Below are 18,358 nucleotides of genomic sequence, written 5' to 3'. Positions count from 1 at the left end.
TCTCGCCCTTCGAGCCTACTGCCGCCCGTCCGTCTGGGGAGAATCATGAGCGCGCACGGAGACGTCGACCTCGGCCACACCGTCGCAGGCTGGACCGGCACCGCCCTGGCCCTGCTGGGCTGTACCGGAGCCGGGGTCGCCGTGTGCGCGGCCTGGACCCCCGGCATCTGGCTCGGCCTCGGCCTGGTCGCCGTGGCCGGGGTCGTCACCTGGGTCCTGCACCTCGCCGGCTGGGGCAAGCCCGGCGGCCCGCGCCCCCGCGCCGAGTGGGACTGGCGCACCCGGGACACCGTCGCCCGGACCGGGCACGCACAGTGCCTGGGCTGCCGGGTCGGTGGACCCCGGCGCGCCGCCGCCTCGGCCCCGCGGCCGCGGCCCGCCGAGCTGTCACCCGCAGTGGACGGCGGGGGGTGAACGAAAGTTCTAACTGTCCCCGGTTGGCCGCGCCTGGGGTGTGGCGCGCGGGACGGTTGGGCAGGATGGAGACGGCTGCACCTCACGTGTGGTCCGCGTGGAACGTTGAGAAGGATCCGTACTGATGGCAACAGGCATCGTGAAGTGGTTCAACTCGGAGAAGGGGTTCGGCTTCATTCAGCAGGACGACGGCGGCCCCGACGTGTTCGTGCACTTCTCCGCCATCCAGGGCACCGGCTTCAAGGAGCTGCAGGAAAACGAGAAGGTCGAGTACGACGTCACTCAGGGCCCCAAGGGCCCGCAGGCGGAAAATGTGGTCCCGCTTCGGTGACGCCACTTCACGAGCCCAGCCCGTGACATGAGCCCCGCCGGTCGGTCCGGCGGGGCTCATGGCTGTCATGGGGCGGGGGTGGAGGCGGAGGCGGTCATGGGCCGGGTCCGGAGGCCGTCACGGACCGGGCGGCCGGGAGCCCGCGCGGTGCAGGGCCAGCAGCAGCGGCCAGACGTGGTCCGCCAGCTCCGCCGGGGAGCCCGGAACGCCGTCGTGCAGCCAGTCGGCGAGGATCCCGGTGAAGGTCGCGGCCACCGCCGAGGCCACCAGGTCGGCGTGAGGGGCGCCCGCCGCCGTGCGTTCGGCGCGGGCGCGGGCGCGCAGCTCCCGGTGGAGCCGCTCGCCGAGCGGGCCGCCGCCGCCCGGCAGGAGCAGGGTGCGGTACAGGGCCCCGTGCGCGGCGGCGTCGGCGAGGAAGCCGGCCAGCGCGGCCGGGGGCCGGGCCGGGGCCCGCGCTCCGGGCTCCGTCTGCCAGGCGTGCAGGGCGTCGACCGCCGCGTGCACCACATCGGCGCAGGCGTCGACGGCCAGCGCCGGGAGGTCCTCGTAGTGCAGGTAGAACGTGGCGCGGCCGACCCCGGCCCGGCGGACCACCGCCGACACGCTGACCTCCCCGAGCGGCCGGTCCGCGCACGCGGCGAGCAGGCTCTCGCGCAGCCGGGCCTTGGTGCGGGCGGTCCGCGGGTCCTCGGGGCTCACGGGGTGCTCGGGGTGCTCGGGCCTCACCGTGTCCTCGGGGCTCACGCGGCCAGCAGCGCCGCGCCGAGGGCGAGCGCGCCGGGCAGGGCCTGGGCGACCAGGATGCGGCGATGGGCGGTCGCGGCCCCGTACGCCCCGGCGACGATCACGCAGACGAGGAAGAAGATCTGTGTGGCGAGCGAATCGATGACCAGCGACCAGACCAGGCCGGCGGCCAGGAAGCCGTTGTAGAGGCCCTGGTTGGCGGCGAGCGGTGCGGTGCGGCGGGCGAGGTCCTCGTCGAACCCGGACAGGGCCCGGCCGGGCGGCCGCTGCCACAGGAACATCTCCAGGACCAGGAAGTACAGGTGCAGCGCTGCGACGACACCGATGAGGACCTGAGCGACCGTGTGCACGGCCACCTCCGTTTCGCGAGCTTGGGTCGGGCGGGCCACTTCCTGGACAACTGTACAGGAAGTCGGGTGCGCCATCACCCGAACGGGCGCGGCTACGCTGACCGCATGACCCCCCTCGTCCATTCGGACTTCGGCACCGGCCGCCACCGCGAGGCCTCGCTCATCCGCCACGCCCTCGGGAGCGTGCACGACGAGGTGCTGGTCGCGGGCCTCGCGGGCGGGATCGGCTTCATGTACTTCGTCTTCGAGTACGCGGGCCACCCGCCGATGCCGACGATCGTCGCCCAGGCCCACCCCCAACCCTGGGTGCAGACGGCTCTGGGCCGGCTGCACGTCCCGTACGAGGCCACGCGCAGCGCCAAACCCCGCTGGGGGCGGATGTGCGCCGCCCTCGACGGCGGCCGTCCGGTGTTCTGCACGGTCGACCGGTCCCGGCTGCCCTGGCACCACGGGGTTCCGGAGATGGCCGGCGCGGATCCGTACACCGTGGTCGTCGCGGGCTACGAGGGTCCGGAGGGCGAGACCCTGTACGTCGAGGACGGGGCCGACGTCCCGTACCGGATCGGCCGGGAGGAGTTCGGCGCCGCCTGGACGGGGCACCGCAAGGGCCACCACCAGATGGTGGTGCCCACCGGACCGGCCACCGGCGAGCCGGACCTCGACGAGGCGGTCGCCACCACCGCCGCCCGGCTCACCGGGCCGGTGCTCGGCAACCAGTTCGACGTCAACTTCGGCTTCTCCGGCATGGCGAAGTTCGCCGCGCAGCTGCGGGACACGAGCACCAAGACCGGCTGGGAGCGGCGGTTCGCCGGCCCGGAGGCGTTCCGGGTGGGCACCGGGCGGCTGTACGCCTGCCTGGAGGAGGAGTGGACCGCCCCCGGCGCCACGCGGCCGCTGTACGCCGATTTCCTCGACCTTGCCGGGCGGCCGGAGGCGGCCTCGCTCCTGCGGGACTCCGCCCGGCACTGGTCGGAGCTGGCGGACTTGGCCCGTACGGCCGACCCGGACTCCGACGCCGCCGCGCGGCGGGCCCTGTTCGACGCGTGCGCCGAACTCGTGGACCGCTCGCTGGACCTGGAGCGCCGGGCCGTCGCCCTGTTCTGAGCCGTACGGGCTCCCGGCGCGCGGGTTGCGCTGCTGCGCTCGCGCCGGTTGCTCCTCCCGGATCCCGCCGGTTACTCCTCCTGGATCCGGATGGCGGCGACCGGGCAGGCGCGGGCGGCCTCACGGAGCAGGGGGCTGCCGTTGCCGTCCTCCCGGCCCGGGAGCACCTGGCTGAACCCGTCGTCGTCCTGGGTGAACACGTCCGGCGCGGTCAGGGCGCACTGCCCGGCGCCGATGCAGACGGCCGTGTCGATGTCGATGCGCTGTGGCGACATGCCCTCACCATGCCACGGGGAGTTCGACCATGCCCTGGATGGTGTCGCCGGGCCGGAACGGGATCCGGTCCGGCTCCGCCGCCAGCCGGAGCCCCGGCAGCCGCGCGAACAGCGTCCCCAGGGCGATCTCCATCTCGGCGCGCGCCAGGTTCTGCCCGAGGCACTGGTGGACGCCGAAGCCGAACCCGACGTGGTGCCGGGCGGGCCGGTGCCAGTCCAGCGCGTCGGGCTCCTCGAACACCGCCGCGTCCCGGTTGATGACGGAGGTGGAGAAGATCACCCCGTCGTCCGCGCGGACCGTCACGCCGCCGATCTCGATGTCCTCCGTCGCGACCCGCAGCATCCCGTCCGCGATGGACAGGAAGCGCATCAGCTCCTCCACGGCCACCGAGATCAGCGAGGGGTCGGCGTGCAGCTCGGCCAGCTGCTCGGGGTGCCGCAGGAGGGTGAACGTACCCAGCGAGATCATGTTGGCCGTGGTCTCATGGCCCGCGATCAGCAGGATCGCGGCCAGCGAGACCAGCTCGTCGATGTCGGTCTCACCGGTCTCCAGGCGCCGCTCGACGAGCTCGTCCAGCAGCCCGTCGCCCCGGCGCGTGCGCTTGCGCTCGATCAGATCGGCCAGGTACCCGTTGATCCGGGATCGCGCGTCCTCCACGTCGGCGAGCTCCGGCCCGCGCAGCAGCCGCCGGGACTGCGCCTCGAAGAACTCGTGGTCCTCGTACGGGACTCCGAGCAGGGCGCAGATCACCATCGACGGCACGGGCAGGGCGAAGGCGCTGACCAGCTCGGCCTCCGGCCCCCTCGCGATCATGTCGTCGATCAGCCGGTCCACTGTCTGTTGGATCGCGGGCCGCAGGGCCGCCGTCCGCTTCAGTGTGAAGCTCGGGATGAGCATCCGGCGCTGGGTGTTGTGCACGGGGTCGTCGACGCCCAGCAGGGCCGTGCGGCGGTTCTGCAGGCCCTTGAACCGTTTCGTGGGGGCGGGGAAGGCCTCGTTCTGCCGGTCGGCCGAGAGTCGTCCGTCGGAGAGCAGGGCGCGCGCCTCGGCGTGCCCGGTGACCACCCAGACCGAGCGGCCGTCGAAGAGGGTGACCCGGGACAGCGGCCGGCCCTCGCGGAGGGGTTGGTAGGCGGTCGGCGGGTGGTAGGGGCAGGTTCGGTCCTGAGGGAAGGCAACGGTCTCTGACATGCAGCACCTCGTAAGCATGGTTCCGTGTGTCCGTCTCGCCGGAACCCATTACATGCCCTAGGCACCTATCTGACCTATGCCAGTTTCGGCCAGATAGCCCTCTTTGGCCCGCGCGGGCGAGTGGCCGCCGAGCCGCTCAGAGATGGGCGTCGAGGAACTCCCGGAGCTCCGCGCGGCTCATCGCGCCGGCCCGGCTCGCCACGGCCTCGCCGTCCTTGACGAGGACGAGGGTGGGCGCGCCGGCCACGCCGAAGCGCCTGGTCGGCTCGGGGCAGCGGGTCATGTCGGTCCGGACGGCCGTCAGGCGCGTGCCGTACTCCTCGGCCGCCTCCGCCACGAGCGCGTCCATCGCCCGGCAGGCCTCCAGGGCCTTGGGCCAGGTCCCGATGAAGTAGGCGAGAACCGGCCCCTCGGTCATGTCGAGGATGAAGTCGAACTCCCGGTTCTCCAGCGGCTGGTGTACCCGACGTGCCATGGGCGGTGCTCCTGCTTCGTGTGCCGAGTGATGCGTGGGCGGGTCCCCATCATCGCTGCCGGGTTCGCGTGGCTCGAATTCCCGCCCGGAACGGGTGTTTCCGCCAAGCCGCCGCGCTGCTGCGCACCTGGACCGGGGCGGTCGTCCGGATGAGCCTCGGCGAGCCGACGGCGGGCGTCGACGGCGACACGGGCGTCGCCCTCGGCGCCGGTCCGGCAGCGCTCACCGCCACCTTCGGCTTCGGGGCGGGCCCTTTCGACCGGCTGGGGTCGGCCGCCGCCCGGCCGGAGGCGCTCGCCCCGCTGCCCGCGTTCACGGACGACCGGCTCGATCCGGCCCGCTGCGGCGGCGACCTGTTGGTGCAGATCGGCGCCGACGACCCGTTCGTCGCCGTGCACGCCCTGCGCACCCTCCAGCGGCTGCCCCGGGGCGTGGCCCGGACCCGGTGGGTGATGTCCGGTTTCACCCGGCCGTCCGGGGCGGCTGCGGCTGTCGGGGTCGGGCCCGGTTCCGTGTCCGGAACCCACCGGAACCTGATGGGCCGGCTCGACGGCACCGCCGACCCGGCCCCGGCCGACGACCCCGCCCAGCGGGCCCGGACCCTCGTCACCGGCCCGGACACGCCCGGCTGGCCGGCGGCTCGTACGTCGTCGTACGCCGGATCCGGATGCTGCTCGGCACCTGGGAGGGGCTGCCCGTCGACCACCGCGAGCAGGCCGTCGGGCGGCGCGTGGCCGACGGCGCCCCGCTGACCGGCGGCACCGAGCGCACCCTCGTGGACCTGGACGCCGTCCGGTCCGACGGGAGCCCCGTCATCGCGACCAACGCCCACGTCCGGCTGGCCGCGCCGCGCACCAACGGCGGCGCGACGATGCTGAGGCGCGTCTGGTCGACCACGACGGCCTGCGCCCCGACGGCACGCCGGACGCGGGCCTGCTCTTCGTCGCCTGGCAGGCCGACCCCCGTACGGGCTTCGTCCCCGTCCAGCAGCGGCTGGCCCGGGGCGATGCCCTCGCGCGCTCCATCGAGCACGAGGCGTCCGCCCTGTTCGGCGTACCGGGTGGGGCCGCGCCGGGGGAGTACGTCGGGCAGCGCCTGCTCGAAGGCTGAGACCGGCGACCCGAGGCCGTTGTCAGTGGTACCTGTGAAGCTGGGCGCCATGGACGACAGGATGCTCCGGCGCCGGGTCTACGGCGCCGACCACGACGACCCCGACCCCGGCCCGCGCCCCGGTCATGTCTACGGCGAACTCGTGGGCGGCCCCCTGGACGGGCTCCTCCTGGACATCACGGGCTGGAGCCCGTCCCAACTCGCCGAAGAGGCGCGTCTCCCCACCGAGATAGGTCGCTACGGGGCCGGCGGTCGCGCCCACTACCGCCGCCGCGCGGCCGACCCGGACCGCTGGGACTGGTCGGGCGACAGCCGGTGACCCAGGCCCGCGACCCCGGTGGCGGGCCGTCAGCCGGCCGCGCCCCGGCTGACGTTGCGGGCCCACAGGACCAGCGGGAGCTGCAGCGGCAGCCGGGCGATCGCCACGGCCTGTACGGCGGGCGAGCGGCGACGGGCGTCGACGGCCATCTTCACGTTCGCGGGGAACACCCCGACGAAGAACGCCGCCGCGGCCAGCGCCGCCACCCGGCGGGTGCGCGGATGGGCGACGCCCGCGGCGAGCGCCAGCTCGGCCGCGCCGCTCACGTACGTCCACTGCCGGGCGGTGCCGGGCAGGGCGCTCGGCACGATCGCGTCGAACTGCTTCGGCGCGACCGCGTGGGCGACGCCCGCGGTCGCCAGCAGGCCGGCGAGCAGGACGGGGGAAGAAGGGGTGCGCGGCATCGGAAGGTCCTCTCGGAGGGGCCGGAACCCGCGATCCTACTCGCGGGTAGGGCTTTTCGGTCTGGAAGATTTCTTGTGAAGAAATCTCCGGGGAGCTGTCGATCCGGGCGTCTCCCGTTCGACGAAGCAGTGAGAGGCGGGGAAGGCCCCCGCCCGTCCGACCGAGGAGTCACCGTGCCGCGCTTTCTTTCCATGATCCGTATCGACGAGCAGGCCCTTCCCGCCAACACCGAGTTCCCGCCGGAGTTCGGGCAGCGGATGGGCGCACTGATGGAGGAGATCACCAAGGCCGGGGTGATGCTGGACACCGCCGGGCTGCTCCCGACCTCCGAGGGGACCCGGGTGACCTGGTCCGGCGGCAAGCTGAGCTACACCGACGGGCCCTTCACCGAGACCAAGGAGGTCGTCGGCGGCTACGCCATCCTCCAGGCCAAGGACAAGGCCGAGGCGCTGGAGTGGACCAAGCGGTTCCTCGAGATCCACCCCGAGGAGTGGACGGTCGGCGCCGAACTGCGCCAGATCGACGAGGGCTGACCGCACTGCGACCGCGGGCCGGCCACCCGCGACTGCGCCCCGCGCCGCGCCGCGTTTGCCCTGCCCCGTCACGGCTGCTCTGATGGGTGGCCGTGACGGCAGTGAGTGCGACCCAGGCGGTCGAAGCGGTGTTCCGGATCGAATCGGCACGGATCATCGCCGGTGTGGCGCGCATCGTGCGCGACCTCGGCATCGCCGAGGAGATCGCACAGGACGCGCTGGTCGCCGCCCTGGAACAGTGGCCGGAGTCGGGTGTCCCGGACAAGCCGGGCGCCTGGCTCATGGCCACCGCCAAACACCGCGCGATCGACCTCGTCCGCCGCAAGGAGACGTACGCCCGCAAGCTCGCCGAGGTCGGCCGGAGCCTGGAGGACGTGCCGCCGCCCGCCGAGCCGGCGGCCCCGGACGACATCGACGACGACCTGCTGCGGCTGATCTTCACCGCCTGCCATCCCGTCCTGGCCACCGAGGCGCGGATCGCGCTCACCCTGCGCCTGATGGGCGGGCTGACCACCCAGGAGATCGCCCGCGCCTTCCTGGCCTCGGAGCCGACCGTCGCCCAGCGCATCGTCCGGGCGAAGCGGGCGCTCGCCAAGGCGGACGTGCCCTTCGAGGTCCCGTACGGAGCGGACCGCGAGGAGCGGCTCGCCTCGGTCCTGGAGGTCATCTACCTGATCTTCAACGAGGGCTACTCGGCGACCGCCGGCGACCACCTCGTCCGCCCCGCCCTGTGCGAGGACGCCCTCCGCCTGGCCCGGGTCCTGGCCGGCCTGATGCCCGGGGAGCCCGAGGTGCACGGGCTGGCGGCCCTGCTGGAGTTCCAGGCCTCCCGGATCTCCGCCCGCACCGGGCCCGACGGCGAGCCCGTGCTGCTCGCCGACCAGAACCGGGCCAAGTGGAACCGGATGCTGATCCGCCGCGGCGCCCTGGCGATGCAGCACGCGGGGAGCGGCCCGTACTCCGTCCAGGCCGCGATCGCCGGCTGCCACGCGGAGGCGGTCCGCTACGAGGACACGGACTGGGCGACCATCGCGACCCTCTACGGGCGGCTCGTCGAGCTGGTCCCGTCGCCGGTCGTGGAACTCAACCGGGCGGTCGCCGTCTCGATGGCACAGGGCCCGGAAGCGGCGCTGCCGCTGGTCGACGCCCTGGCCGGGGAACCGGCCCTGCGCGCCTACCACCTGCTGCCGAGCGTACGGGGCGACCTGCTGGAGCGGCTGGGCCGCCGGGACGAGGCCCGGACGGAGTTCGAACGCGCCGCCTCGCTCACGCGCAACGCACGGGAACGGGCGCTGCTGCTCGGGCGTGCCGCCCGCGTGTGAACACGGGCGGCCGGCGTCGTCAGGAGCGGCGGGCGTACGGGGCGGAGTCGAGCGGGGTCCCGACGGCCCGGCGGGGCGACGTCAGCGCGATCGGCCGGCGGAACGCGCCGTGCCGGGCGATCTCCCGGACCGTCTGACGCAGCGCCTCCTGGAAGTCGTCCATGGTGCGTCGGGCGGCGGCGGTGTCCACGTAGAGCGAGTTCATGTGCAGGCCGTCCGCGTCCCGCTGGAACCAGGAGCAGGCGCCGTTGGCGCGCGCCGACCACACGTGAGAGGTCGGCCGCCAGTCCTCGTGCCGCTCGGCGCCGGGACACTTGCGGGCGTCGATGTACGAGAAGAAGTTCACCGGGTACGGCCACGAGCGGGCGGCGAACTCGGTGGGCGCCAGGAGCTGCCAGGCCCGGACGAACGGCACGTCGATGTGCTCCATCATCTTGCCGAACCCGGCCCGGACCGCGGCGATGACCTGGGCGAAGTCCCGGCCGGGCGAGGCGTCGAACTCGATGGGCAGGGTGTTGACGAACCAGCCTACCGAGTTCGCCCAGCCGCCCCGGCCGCGCTCGCTGAGCGGCATGAAGCCCCGGTACGCACCCGGCCCGCCGGCCTCGCGCAGACAGACCGCGACGGCGGCGAGGACCCCCATGAACGGCTTGCCGTCGACCGCCCGGCAGGCCTTCTCGAACACCTCGGCCTCGGCGGCGTCCAGCAGCGTGGAGGCCTCGTTGACGATCGGGTACATCCGGTCCGGCTCCACGCCGAGTTCGAGCGGGAAGCGGGGGAAGAACTCGCCGCCGCCGCGCGCCATGAACGACTTCCAGTAGCCGAGACGTTCGTCGTCGGCGTCGATGGAGAGGTAGCGGCGGCGCTGCTCCTCGGCGAAGTCGAGGTAGCTCGGTGCGGGCGGCAGATCGACGTCCTCGCCGCGGAGCAGCGCCTCGTACGCGCTCTGCACCTCGTGGACGACGATCGGCATCGACAGGCCGTCGCAGACGATGTGGTCGAAGGCCAGGTAGACGGTCGCGGAGTCCTCGCGCAGGACGGCGCCCATGGTGAACAGCGGCCAGGAGAGGGTGTCGATGCTGCGCGTGAACCGCTCGACGAGGAAGGCCCGCAGCTCGTCGGCGGAGTCGAAGGCGGCCACGGGGGCGGTGTCGAGGGCGAGTTCACCGGCGTCGATCGGCTCGCACGCCAACTCGCCCGCGAGGCGCCGGAACTCGCACCGCAGTACCTCGTGCCGGCGTACGAAGGCCAGCAGGGCCCGGGTCAGGGCCTGCTCGTCGAGCGCACCCGCGACCTCGAAGGTGACGGCGACCCAGGACGCGACGGGATCGTCGGCGCCGCGGCTCTCCTCGGCGACGGTGAAGTGCTTGTCCTGGTTGAACGAAGCCCTCCTGCCCGCCCCATCGCCCGCTGCACCGCCCGGCGCACCGCCCGCGCCGCCGGCGTCCGCCGCCGCCCCGGCCGTGGACCGCAACCGCCACTCGACGACCCGTCCGGGTGCCATGTGGTGCATCTCCAGAGGAAACTGCCGCATTCCGTCATCCCTTCGCCCCCAGAGTCAACCCCGAGGCCCTAACGACACCCGGCCCACGGAAGTGACGCCCACCAGTTCGTTCACCGGTCGTGGCACTGCGCGGGACGCGGCACGTCCCCGGCCCAGGGCACCGCTCCACCGACCGCACGACGGCTTCGTCAGCTCGGTAGCCGCGCCGGCGGCCCGGCGGGAACCACCCCCACGGGCCGGCTCATGCGTGCGGGTCCTCCGCGGAGTCGGGGCGGATCTCTATGTGGTCCGGGGCCAGGTCGACCGCGACGCGGTGTTCCATGCCGAGGGCCTCCAAGAACTTGTACGGGAGCTGCACGCGGCCGGTCCGGTCCAGCATCACGTACTCCCGCTCGCTCACCGACTCCGCGCCGTGTTCGTCGGTGACCGTGCGGCGCAGCACCTCGCTGCTGGTGCGGCCGTCGCGGATGGCCACCGTACGGCGCACCTCGCCCGCGACGAGCGGGTCGTGCGTCACGATGACGACCGTGGCGCCGAGCTCCCGGTTCACGGTGCGGAACGCCTCGAAGATCGCGGCGCCGGTCTCGGAGTCGAGCTCCCCGGTGGGCTCGTCCGCGAGGAGGACCGGCGGGTTGTTGGCCATGGCCACGGCGACGGCCACGCGCTGCTGCTCGCCGCCGGACAGCTGCGCGGGGCGGCGGTCGGCGAGGTGGCCGATCCCGAGGGCTTCGAGGAGCTCCGCGACCCGGGCGGCGTGGCGTTTCGCCGCACCACGCCTCGCGCCGCCGTTCAACTGGAGCGGCACGGCAATGTTCTGAGCTGCCGTCAGGAAGGGCAGCAGGTTGCGGGCGGTCTGCTGCCAGACGAAGCCCACCGCCTCGCGGCGGTAGCGCAGGGTGTCCTTCGCGGACATCTCCAGCAGGTTGTGGCCGCCGACGGTCGCGGTGCCCGCGGTGGGCACGTCCAGGCCCGCCAGGATGTTGAGCAGGGTGGACTTGCCGCTGCCGGAGGCGCCGACGAGCGCCACCAGATCCCCCTGGGCGACGGTCAGTTCCAGCCCCTGCAGGGCCTGTACCTCGACGCCGTCGCTGCTGAAGATCCTGACCAGGCGGTCGCATGAGATGGCCGTGTCCGCCCCGATGCTCCGGGGCTCGGCAGCGGCCAGGGCCTGCCGGCGCAGTTCTTCGTAGGTCGGCTGGTCGCTGTTCAACGCTGGTCTCCCGCTCTCAACTCGGTGGTGATCTGGCGCCGCCCGGTCACGGCCGCCTCGGCGAGCACGGCCGCCGCGACCAGGCCCGCCAGGATCAGGGCCTGCGCCAGTACGGCCCACGCGGCCGGCCGTACGCCGGTGTGCGTGCGCGAGCCGACCAGCGCGGACAGGTCCACGGCCGGCCCCAGCAGGGCCACGGCGGCCGCCGCGACCAGGGCGCCGCCCAGTGCGGCGGCCAGGGCCTGGGGCAGCGCCTCCGCCAGGATCAACGCCACGCCCTGCCGGGGCCGCAGCCCCATGGTCCGCAGCCGCGCGAGCAGCGCAGCCCGTTCCGGGGCGGCCCGAACCATGGTGAGCAGGACGGCCAGCAGGGCGAGGCCCCCCGCGCCGGCCACCGACGCCCAGAACAGCCGGGCCGCCGACCGCCCCAGCGGGTCGCGCGTCAGCCGGGCGTACTCGTCGGCGCTGGTGTGCACGGCCCAGCCCGCGAAGGTTGGGCTCCCGGGCACTGCGCGGACCAGCTCGTCCAGCGCGGCCTTGTCCGGGGAGCCGAGTGCGAACCACCGGGTCGGATGCGTCGTCTGGGCGACCGTCGCCGTGGCCGGGCCGGCCGGCAGGACGAGGAAGGAGCCTTCGACGCCCGGCAGGGCGGGCGTGCCCTCGACCACTCCCGCCTCCTTCACCGGCAACGCCCCGGCGTTGTCGAGGCGCAGCTCGTGCGGGCCGGCGCCGGCCAGCCGGGCGAAGTCGCGGCTGAACAGGGCGGGTACGGGCGCCCCGGCAGCGCTGCCCGCCAGCCGGGCCGGGTCGAACTCGCCCCCTCCCACGGCCCGGGCCAGTTCCGCGTACGTCACCGGGTCGGCCACGACCACGCGCACCTTGGTGGAACCCTGCTCGGTGCCGGAGACGAACGCGTCGTCGTCCGTCCACACCGGTACGGACAGTCGTACGCCGGGCAGTGCGGCGGCGGCCTCGAGGAGGGACTGCGGAAGGATCTCCCCGTAGGGCGCGATGACTTGCGCGTCGCCGCCCACGTTCACCCGCGCCACCTCGGTCCTGGCGCTGTCCACCGTGGCGAGGACGGCGGCCCCGAAGCCTCCCGTCGTGATCGCGAGCAGCAGGGCGACCACCGGCAGTACGGAGGGGCGGCGCCGGCCGCCGGTGCCGCGTGCTGCCCGGGCCAGCCCGAGGAAGCCGATAAGCCCGGACCGCCGCCCGGCCGACCAGGCCAGCGCTCCGACGAGGGCGGGGACGAGCCGTGCCAGGATCAGGCCGCCGCACAGGGCGAGCAGCAGCGGGGCGGCGACCAGCAGCGGGTCCACGCCCTCCCCGGCCGGGGCGACCCCGCGCAGCCGGACCTCGAACACGGCGGCGGCGGTCGCGACGAGGACGAGCAGCTCGCCGGCCAGCCGGCGCCGGGGGCGCGCGCCGCGCCGCGCGGACAGCACCACGGCGGCCCGTACGGGGAAGGCGAGCAGCGCGAACAGCGCGGCGGCCGAAGCGGCGAACAGGGTGGCCGTCCACCGCGGGGTCGGCAGCAGCAGGACGGCCAGCGCGGTCGCCGGCGCGGCAGCCGGCAGGACGGTGACCGCGCCCTCGCCGAGCAGGCGGAGCAGGATGCCGCGGCGCGACCCGCCGCGGGCGTGCAGCAGCCGCAGCTCGGCCTCGCGCCGGTCCCCGGTCAGGGCGCCGGCCAGCCAGAACACCACGACGGCCACCCCGGCGACCCCCGCCGGGCCGATCGCGGCGAGCGGCGCGGCGGCCGCCTCCCGGGCCCGGGCCTGGGCGAAGAGGGCCGGCAGCCCGGAACTGATCTGCAGCCTGGGCCGGCCCGTGGCCCGCGCCAGGTCGGTGGCGGTCTGGCCGGCCATGTACGCCGCGATCCGGTGCCCGACGGCGGCCAGTTGATCGGCCCGGAGCGCGTCCGTGTCCACCGGGAGCCGCCAGAACTCTTCGGCCCTCCCGCCCCACGCGCCGAGCCGGCCGAGCGCGTCCGGCCCGACGAGGGCGGCGGCCTCCCAGTACATCTCCGGAAGCCGAGCGCGGGTGTACCGCTGACAGGCGTGCGTGGGGCAGGGCAGGTCGGTCCAGAAGACGTCCGCCTCGTCGTGCGCGGCGTAGAGGCCGACGACCTCGGCGTCCATGCCGTCCGGGGTGCCGGAGGAGCTCCGCAGCACCGTGCCGACCTTGGCACCGAGGGTCTGCGCGGTCTGTTGCGGCAGCGCGACGGGGATCGGGCCGTCGGGCGTCCCGCCGCCCGGCCAGCGCCCCTCCACCAGGCGTACGTGCTCCTCGGCCCCGTGGACGTGCATCAGGTAGAGGATCGGCGAGACCTTCTCGGGGCGGGCCAGTTCGGGATTGTCGAGGGAGCGCGGCTTGACGCCCCGGGCGCCGTACACCGGCCCGCTGGGCGCGAGGCCGTATCCGGGGCCGGTCCGGGCGAGCAGGGCGGCCAGCGCCGTGTCCAGGCCCTCGGGGCTCTGCGGCCCGTCCTGCGCGGGGGAGGTGGCCAGCACGCTCGTCGCGCTCGCGCCCCGGTCGTGCAGGAAGGAGCGCAGCCCCTGATCGGCGCCGCGGTCCATGGCGCGCGGCAGGGCGGCCGACAGCAGCACGGTGACGAAGGCCAGCGCGGCGGCGAGCAGGGCGGTCAGCGGCGCCGCACTCAGCCGGGTACGCACCCAGGGCGCCGGGCGGATGCCGGACCGGGGCGGGGTGCCGGACCGGGCGCCGGGCGCGGTGTCGGGCAGGGACTCGGGCGCCGTGCCGGCGTCCGGCGTGGCCGGGCTCGTCACATCTCCTCCACGTACCGCAGCCGGGCGGCGACGCTCCGGCCGCTCTGGTCACGCCGGCCGCCGGCGAGGGCCGCCAGCAGCGGCAGCGCGGCGATCGCGGCGGCCAGCAGCAGCGTCCGGCCGTCCGGCAGGTCCACCACGACCGGCGGCAGCGGGCGGCGGCCGGCCGGTGTCAGCACCATCAGCGGTACGACCAGGTGCACGATCGCGGCGCCCAGCCCCACCCCCACGCCAGTGCCGAGGCCGACCAGCAGCAGACCCTCGGCGGCAGCCGTGCGGGCCAGGCTCCGCCGGGGCGCACCGAGGGCCGACAGCACGGTGAACTCCCGGGTCCGCTCCCGTGCGGTCGCCGCGGACGAGGCCGCGAAGCCGATCGCGGCCAGGACGGCACAGGCGACGGCGAGGGCGGCCAGCGCGCTCTGCGGGCCCGCGCTCAGCGGATCGTCGAGGAGTCCGGCGGCCACCTCCTCGCGCAGCTGCACCTTCTGCAGGCCGGCGCCGGAGCGCAGTTCGGCCGCCGCCCGGGCAGGGCGCGGATCGTCGGCGGAGGCCGCCGGGAGCCACCATTCGGTGGGAGGTGGGAGCGCGTGCCCGTTCTCGGCCGCGAGCATCCGGCCCAGGGCGGCCAGATCGAAGGCCAGCGCGGTGTCTCCGGCCACGGGCAGCGAGTTCACGGCCGCGGTCACCCGGACCCCTAGGGCCGAGCCGCCGAACCGGACGGGGATCGTATCGCCCACCTTCGCTCCCACGGCGGCGAGGTAGCCGGGCGTGGCGAGGCCGGGGAGCTCGTGGGCGGCCGGCGGCATGCCGGCAGGGGTCAGCATGATGCCGGCGCCGCCCAGGGCGTCGGCCCCGCCGCGGTAGCTCATCCGCAGCAGCTCCGAGCCGTCGGTGGCGCCGGGCAGCTGCACGGCGGCGGCTCCGTCCTTGAGGGTCGGCGCCGACAGCTTCCAGCCGGCCGTCGCGGACGGGGGGAGGGGGACGGCTGCGCCGCTCGCCGTGTCGGAGGCGGAGATCCGGCGGACGGCCAGCTCTCCGGCGGACACCCGGACCCCCCCGGGCTCCGGCATCAGGGCGGAGTGTCCGACCGCCATGCCGACGAGGCTCAGTGGCGCGGCGGCCGACCCGACGGGGGCATCGGTCAGGGCGCCCAGATGCGCGGAGAGGGTGGCCTCGCCGTCGGCGGGGACCGTCATCATCGGTGTCCGGAACGTGAGGCCGAACCGGTCGCGCAGCAGCAGCGAGATGCCGGGGTTGCCGCCCTGCTGCCCGCGCAGCGTCACGTCGACGTCGATCCGCACGGGTGTGCCGGGCAGTACGACACCGTTCGCACCCGGAGTGCCGCTCGCACCCTGGCCGGCCGCGTCGGCGGCGAGCGGGGTGAACAGGTCGGCCATCGGGCGCCCGTCCCGCAGATCGGCCCGCAGCGGCACCCGTTCCGCCACGGCCCCGGCGTCCAGCGCGAGCAACTCCGCGGGAGTCCCGCCCACCAGCTCCTGCTGCTCGCGGATCACCGGGATCACCCGCTCGCCGCCCGGCAGCGCGGAGTACCGGCCGCCCTGGCCCATGGCCGACAGACCGGCCCCGGAGATCCGCAGCCCGCCCGCCGTGGCGAACTCGGCCTGGTCGCGCTGGGAGGCGGACCACGCGCTCTGCTGGCCGAGGGCCAGCACCCCGCTGGAGACGGCGAGGACGAGGAGCAGCACCGGCCCGGTGGCGCGACTGGGCCGCCGGGCGAGCTGCCAGCCGACCAGGGCCGGCCCGAGGCCGCGCCCGCGCGCGGCCAGCCGCCCGCCCAGCCGGGCGGCGGCGACCGGCAGGAGCCGCAGCACCAGCAGGGTGCCGGCGCACAGCGCGAGGCTCGGCGCGGCGACCAGCACCGGGTCGATGCCCGGAACGCCGGACGCGCCGGACGTGCCGGAGCCCCCGGGCCGGCCCGAGCCGTATCCGGCGTCGTTGTACCGGGACAGCTGCTGGTACGCGAGAACGGCCAGCACCACCAGCGCCAGGTCCGCCCCGGAACGGGTGGCGCGCGCGGTGAGCAGCTGCCGGCCCCGGGTGCGGCGCAGGGCCGCGGCCGCCGCGCCGCGCAGTACGGCGGGCAGCGCGGTCAGCAGGACACAGGCGAGGGCGCAGCCCGCCGCGACCGGCCACAGCAGCCAGGTCCCGGAGCTGTCCAGCGGCACCCGGGACAGCGGGCCGAAACCGGCGAGCAGTCGCAGCAGCGGAGGGGTGAGCAGAGGTGCGAACACGGCGGCCGGCAGTGCGAGCAGCAGGCCTTCCGCCGCGGTGAGGGCTCCGAGGCGGCGCCGGGAGGCCCCGCGGGCGGCGAGCAGCAGGCGCTCGGTCTCCTGTCGGCCCGTCAGGAGGTGGGAGACGAGCAGCAGTGCGGCCGCGGCCAGGACGGTGAGCTGCAGTGCGCCGACCAGCAGCGTGGACCGGGCGACGAGCAACCCGGACTCCAGTTCGCCCAGCAGCTCCGGCAGTTCGGTCCTGGCGTGCAGCCCCGAGGCACCGGTGAGGGCGTCCGCCGCACCGGCGGCGCGGGCCCGGAGCGCTCTGGTCTCGGCGACGCGGGCGGTGGCGAAGTCGGCGGTGAGGAGGGAGTCGCGGCTGTTCTGGACGAGCCCGCCGGCGCCGAAGACGGTGTCGTCCACGAGCAGCGGTCCGTACGTGGCGAAACTGCCGACCTGGAACTCCCGGCCGCCGAGCGGGTCGAGCCGCCAGTACGCGGCGTCGGGATCGGCCGCGCGGTACACGCCCGTGATCACCACGGTGAGCGGGGCGCCGCCGTACCGGTCGTCGAGGCGCACCTCGGCGGGGAGCGCGCCCTGCGCCAGCCCGAGCCGGGTCAGCGCCGCCTGCGGGACGGCCGCCTGCACCCGGCCGCCCGGCGCGGCGACCGGCTGGGGCCACTGCCCGGAGACCAGGCGTACGCGGTCCCGGGCGAGGGCCGCGAGCAGCGTCAGGTCGGCGTCCCGGCCGGGGGTGCGTGCTCCGGGCAGCCCGTAGGAGCGGCTGCGCGCCACGCTCTCGACGGTGACCGGCAGTCGGCCGAACAGCTCGTCGGAGAAGGCCCGTACGGCCTCGTCGTCCTTGCTGCGGGCGGCCGCCGGATGCTCGCCGGTGACCAGGACGGTGGTCCGGGTCCGGCCCGGTTCCTGGAGCGCCCGGCGCAGCCCGGCCTCGCCCACGCTGCGGTTGAACGCGAGCAGTGCGGTCAGCACGGTCGTGGTGATCAGTACGGTCAGCAGTACGGCGGCGGCGAGCGGCAGCCGCCCCCGGAGCCGGCGCACGACGAAGCCGAGCATGTGCCGTTTTCCTCCCCCATCCGGACCGTCGGTACCGGATAGCGGACGATGTTGTCAGATTCGAATGCAGAGCGGAAGGGACCGGAAGGGGCTTGCGCGAACGATGTGACGGATGAGCAAATTCGAAAGGGCGGGTCGTCAGACGGTGTCCGCCGGGGCCGATTCCAGGGGGAACCAGACCATGACGCAGCATCAGACCGGCACGGCAGGGCCCATGGTGGCGGTTCAGGACCTCCGACGGAGCTTCGGCAGCGGACCCCGGGCCGTCCACGCCCTGCGCGGGGTGTCGTTCGAGATTCGCCGCGGCGAACTCACCGCGCTCAAGGGCCGGTCCGGCTCCGGCAAGACCACCGTGCTCAATCTGGTCGGCGGCCTCGACACCCCGACCGGCGGCACGGTCACGCTCGACGGCACCGATCTCGCCGGGCTGGACGAGGCCGCACTGCTCGCCCTGCGCCGCGACCGGATCGGCTTCGTCTTCCAGTCCTTCGGGCTGATCCCCGTACTGACCGCCCTCGAGAACGTCGGCGTCCCGATGCGGATGCGCAAGGTACCGGCGCAGCAGCGCGAGGAGCGCGCCCGCACCCTGCTGGCCCTGGTGGGCCTGGCCGACCACATGGACCAGCGCCCCGGCGAGCTCTCCGGCGGCCAGCAGCAGCGGGTCGCCGTCGCCCGCGCCCTGGCCAACGAGCCCGCGCTGATCATCGCGGACGAGCCGACCGGCCAACTCGACTCCGAGACAGGCCGCTCGATCATGCAGCTCCTGCGCGCGGTGGTGCGCAGCGAGGGCGTCACCGCCCTGGTCGCCACCCACGACCAGAACCTCATCGAACTCGCCGACCGCGTGGTGGAGTTGCGCGACGGCCGGATCGTCGACGGCCAGGTCGCCTGAGCGCCGGGCTTCGCGTCCCGGAAGGTGCCGACCCCCGGGCCGGTCCGACCCGTCACCCTCGAGGCGGGCGCCCCC

General features: G+C 74.9%; 19 protein-coding genes and 1 pseudogene. 10 read left to right on the top strand and 10 right to left on the bottom strand.

All coding sequences use genetic code 11. The features are described from left to right. The first annotated feature begins 45 nt into the window (after positions 1-45). Together ACZ49B_RS10720 and ACZ49B_RS10715 are read left to right on the top strand one after the other, a co-directional pair. Positions 46-414, top strand: coding sequence for an HGxxPAAW family protein (locus ACZ49B_RS10720; protein ID WP_468303119.1), 369 nt, complete (start codon positions 46-48; stop codon positions 412-414). 124 nt (positions 415-538) lie between these two features. Continuing rightward, positions 539-745, top strand: a complete 207-nt coding sequence (locus ACZ49B_RS10715; protein ID WP_030295647.1) for a cold-shock protein — start codon at positions 539-541, stop codon at positions 743-745. 117 nt (positions 746-862) lie between these two features. Here ACZ49B_RS10715 and ACZ49B_RS10710 read toward each other — a convergent pair whose 3' ends face one another. Together ACZ49B_RS10710 and ACZ49B_RS10705 are read right to left on the bottom strand one after the other, a co-directional pair. Continuing rightward, entirely contained in the window at positions 863-1,489 is a 627-nt protein-coding gene (locus ACZ49B_RS10710; RefSeq protein WP_468303116.1) for a TetR/AcrR family transcriptional regulator, read from the bottom strand. After that, positions 1,486-1,839 carry a DUF1304 domain-containing protein gene (locus ACZ49B_RS10705; RefSeq protein WP_468303113.1) on the bottom strand — a complete coding sequence of 118 codons (354 nt, stop codon included), beginning with the start codon at positions 1,837-1,839 and terminating at the stop codon, positions 1,486-1,488. The genes ACZ49B_RS10710 and ACZ49B_RS10705 overlap by 4 nt, the downstream gene beginning before the upstream one ends. A gap of 105 nt (positions 1,840-1,944) precedes the next feature. Here ACZ49B_RS10705 and ACZ49B_RS10700 point away from each other — a divergent pair, with 105 nt between their 5' ends. Further along, complete coding sequence (locus ACZ49B_RS10700; protein ID WP_468303110.1) at positions 1,945-2,943, top strand: BtrH N-terminal domain-containing protein; 999 nt, start codon at positions 1,945-1,947, stop codon at positions 2,941-2,943. Positions 2,944-3,014: 71 nt separating this feature from the next. On the opposite strand, the gene ACZ49B_RS10695 is transcribed toward ACZ49B_RS10700, so the two are convergent. The 3 genes from ACZ49B_RS10695 to ACZ49B_RS10685 form a co-directional block, all read right to left on the bottom strand. Next, positions 3,015-3,218 carry a ferredoxin gene (locus tag ACZ49B_RS10695; protein WP_468303107.1) on the bottom strand — a complete coding sequence of 68 codons (204 nt, stop codon included), beginning with the start codon at positions 3,216-3,218 and terminating at the stop codon, positions 3,015-3,017. A 4-nt stretch (positions 3,219-3,222) separates the two neighbouring features. Then, a complete protein-coding gene (locus ACZ49B_RS10690; protein ID WP_468303104.1) occupies positions 3,223-4,410 on the bottom strand; it encodes a cytochrome P450 in 1,188 nt (395 codons plus the stop codon). Between the two features lie 136 nt (positions 4,411-4,546). Further along, complete coding sequence (locus ACZ49B_RS10685) at positions 4,547-4,885, bottom strand: thioredoxin family protein (protein WP_468303102.1); 339 nt, start codon at positions 4,883-4,885, stop codon at positions 4,547-4,549. Positions 4,886-5,034: 149 nt separating this feature from the next. Here ACZ49B_RS10685 and ACZ49B_RS10680 point away from each other — a divergent pair, with 149 nt between their 5' ends. The 4 genes and pseudogenes from ACZ49B_RS10680 to ACZ49B_RS10665 all read left to right on the top strand — a co-directional run bounded on the left by ACZ49B_RS10680 (position 5,035) and on the right by ACZ49B_RS10665 (position 6,314). Further along, on the top strand, positions 5,035-5,637 hold the full coding sequence (locus tag ACZ49B_RS10680) for a Dyp-type peroxidase (RefSeq protein WP_468303404.1): 603 nt from the start codon (positions 5,035-5,037) through the stop codon (positions 5,635-5,637). Beyond that, positions 5,565-5,720: pseudogene (locus tag ACZ49B_RS10675) on the top strand (iron uptake transporter deferrochelatase/peroxidase subunit); the annotation flags it as partial. The gene ACZ49B_RS10680 and the pseudogene ACZ49B_RS10675, both read left to right, overlap by 73 nt. Positions 5,721-5,770: 50 nt before the next feature. Next, entirely contained in the window at positions 5,771-5,995 is a 225-nt protein-coding gene (locus ACZ49B_RS10670) for a hypothetical protein (protein WP_468303401.1), read from the top strand. A 49-nt stretch (positions 5,996-6,044) separates the two neighbouring features. Beyond that, on the top strand, positions 6,045-6,314 hold the full coding sequence (locus tag ACZ49B_RS10665; protein ID WP_468303399.1) for a hypothetical protein: 270 nt from the start codon (positions 6,045-6,047) through the stop codon (positions 6,312-6,314). Between the two features lie 29 nt (positions 6,315-6,343). Here ACZ49B_RS10665 and ACZ49B_RS10660 read toward each other — a convergent pair whose 3' ends face one another. After that, positions 6,344-6,718 (bottom strand): DoxX family protein, encoded by a 375-nt coding sequence (locus tag ACZ49B_RS10660; protein WP_468303099.1) that lies wholly within the window; start codon positions 6,716-6,718, stop codon positions 6,344-6,346. Positions 6,719-6,892: 174 nt separating this feature from the next. Between ACZ49B_RS10660 and ACZ49B_RS10655 the strand changes: the two genes are divergently transcribed. Continuing rightward, positions 6,893-7,252, top strand: coding sequence for a YciI family protein (locus ACZ49B_RS10655; RefSeq protein WP_468303096.1), 360 nt, complete (start codon positions 6,893-6,895; stop codon positions 7,250-7,252). Between the two features lie 101 nt (positions 7,253-7,353). Further along, on the top strand, positions 7,354-8,574 hold the full coding sequence (locus tag ACZ49B_RS10650; RefSeq protein WP_468303396.1) for an RNA polymerase sigma factor: 1,221 nt from the start codon (positions 7,354-7,356) through the stop codon (positions 8,572-8,574). A 19-nt stretch (positions 8,575-8,593) separates the two neighbouring features. On the opposite strand, the gene ACZ49B_RS10645 is transcribed toward ACZ49B_RS10650, so the two are convergent. The 4 genes from ACZ49B_RS10645 to ACZ49B_RS10630 all read right to left on the bottom strand — a co-directional run bounded on the left by ACZ49B_RS10645 (position 8,594) and on the right by ACZ49B_RS10630 (position 17,391). After that, on the bottom strand, positions 8,594-10,108 hold the full coding sequence (locus ACZ49B_RS10645; protein ID WP_468303094.1) for a condensation domain-containing protein: 1,515 nt from the start codon (positions 10,106-10,108) through the stop codon (positions 8,594-8,596). A 211-nt stretch (positions 10,109-10,319) separates the two neighbouring features. After that, entirely contained in the window at positions 10,320-11,288 is a 969-nt protein-coding gene (locus ACZ49B_RS10640) for an ABC transporter ATP-binding protein (protein ID WP_468303092.1), read from the bottom strand. Further along, positions 11,285-14,080, bottom strand: coding sequence for a hypothetical protein (locus tag ACZ49B_RS10635; protein WP_468303089.1), 2,796 nt, complete (start codon positions 14,078-14,080; stop codon positions 11,285-11,287). The genes ACZ49B_RS10640 and ACZ49B_RS10635 overlap by 4 nt, the downstream gene beginning before the upstream one ends. Further along, positions 14,077-17,391, bottom strand: a complete 3,315-nt coding sequence (locus tag ACZ49B_RS10630) for an FtsX-like permease family protein (protein ID WP_468303086.1) — start codon at positions 17,389-17,391, stop codon at positions 14,077-14,079. The genes ACZ49B_RS10635 and ACZ49B_RS10630 overlap by 4 nt, the downstream gene beginning before the upstream one ends. Positions 17,392-17,572: 181 nt before the next feature. Between ACZ49B_RS10630 and ACZ49B_RS10625 the strand changes: the two genes are divergently transcribed. Next, complete coding sequence (locus ACZ49B_RS10625) at positions 17,573-18,283, top strand: ABC transporter ATP-binding protein (RefSeq protein WP_468303083.1); 711 nt, start codon at positions 17,573-17,575, stop codon at positions 18,281-18,283. Positions 18,284-18,358: the final 75 nt, after the last annotated feature.

The sequence above is a fragment of the Streptomyces sp. NPDC031132 genome (assembly GCF_055570595.1).
Note: the sequence above shows the minus strand (reverse complement) of the source record. Positions and strands in the feature narration are given on the sequence as shown.

What these genes read in the sequence shown, in the direction of transcription:
- ACZ49B_RS10720 (WP_468303119.1), top strand. Translation starts at nt 46, where the DNA reads ATGAGCGCGCACGGAGACGTCGACCTCGGCCACACCGTCGCAGGCTGG.
- ACZ49B_RS10715 (WP_030295647.1), top strand. Translation starts at nt 539, where the DNA reads ATGGCAACAGGCATCGTGAAGTGGTTCAACTCGGAGAAGGGGTTCGGC.
- ACZ49B_RS10700 (WP_468303110.1), top strand. Translation starts at nt 1,945, where the DNA reads ATGACCCCCCTCGTCCATTCGGACTTCGGCACCGGCCGCCACCGCGAG.
- ACZ49B_RS10695 (WP_468303107.1), bottom strand. Translation starts at nt 3,218, where the DNA reads ATGTCGCCACAGCGCATCGACATCGACACGGCCGTCTGCATCGGCGCC.
- ACZ49B_RS10690 (WP_468303104.1), bottom strand. Translation starts at nt 4,410, where the DNA reads ATGTCAGAGACCGTTGCCTTCCCTCAGGACCGAACCTGCCCCTACCAC.
- ACZ49B_RS10685 (WP_468303102.1), bottom strand. Translation starts at nt 4,885, where the DNA reads ATGGCACGTCGGGTACACCAGCCGCTGGAGAACCGGGAGTTCGACTTC.
- ACZ49B_RS10680 (WP_468303404.1), top strand. Translation starts at nt 5,035, where the DNA reads ATGAGCCTCGGCGAGCCGACGGCGGGCGTCGACGGCGACACGGGCGTC.
- ACZ49B_RS10665 (WP_468303399.1), top strand. Translation starts at nt 6,045, where the DNA reads ATGGACGACAGGATGCTCCGGCGCCGGGTCTACGGCGCCGACCACGAC.
- ACZ49B_RS10660 (WP_468303099.1), bottom strand. Translation starts at nt 6,718, where the DNA reads ATGCCGCGCACCCCTTCTTCCCCCGTCCTGCTCGCCGGCCTGCTGGCG.
- ACZ49B_RS10645 (WP_468303094.1), bottom strand. Translation starts at nt 10,108, where the DNA reads ATGCGGCAGTTTCCTCTGGAGATGCACCACATGGCACCCGGACGGGTC.
- ACZ49B_RS10630 (WP_468303086.1), bottom strand. Translation starts at nt 17,391, where the DNA reads ATGCTCGGCTTCGTCGTGCGCCGGCTCCGGGGGCGGCTGCCGCTCGCC.
- ACZ49B_RS10625 (WP_468303083.1), top strand. Translation starts at nt 17,573, where the DNA reads ATGACGCAGCATCAGACCGGCACGGCAGGGCCCATGGTGGCGGTTCAG.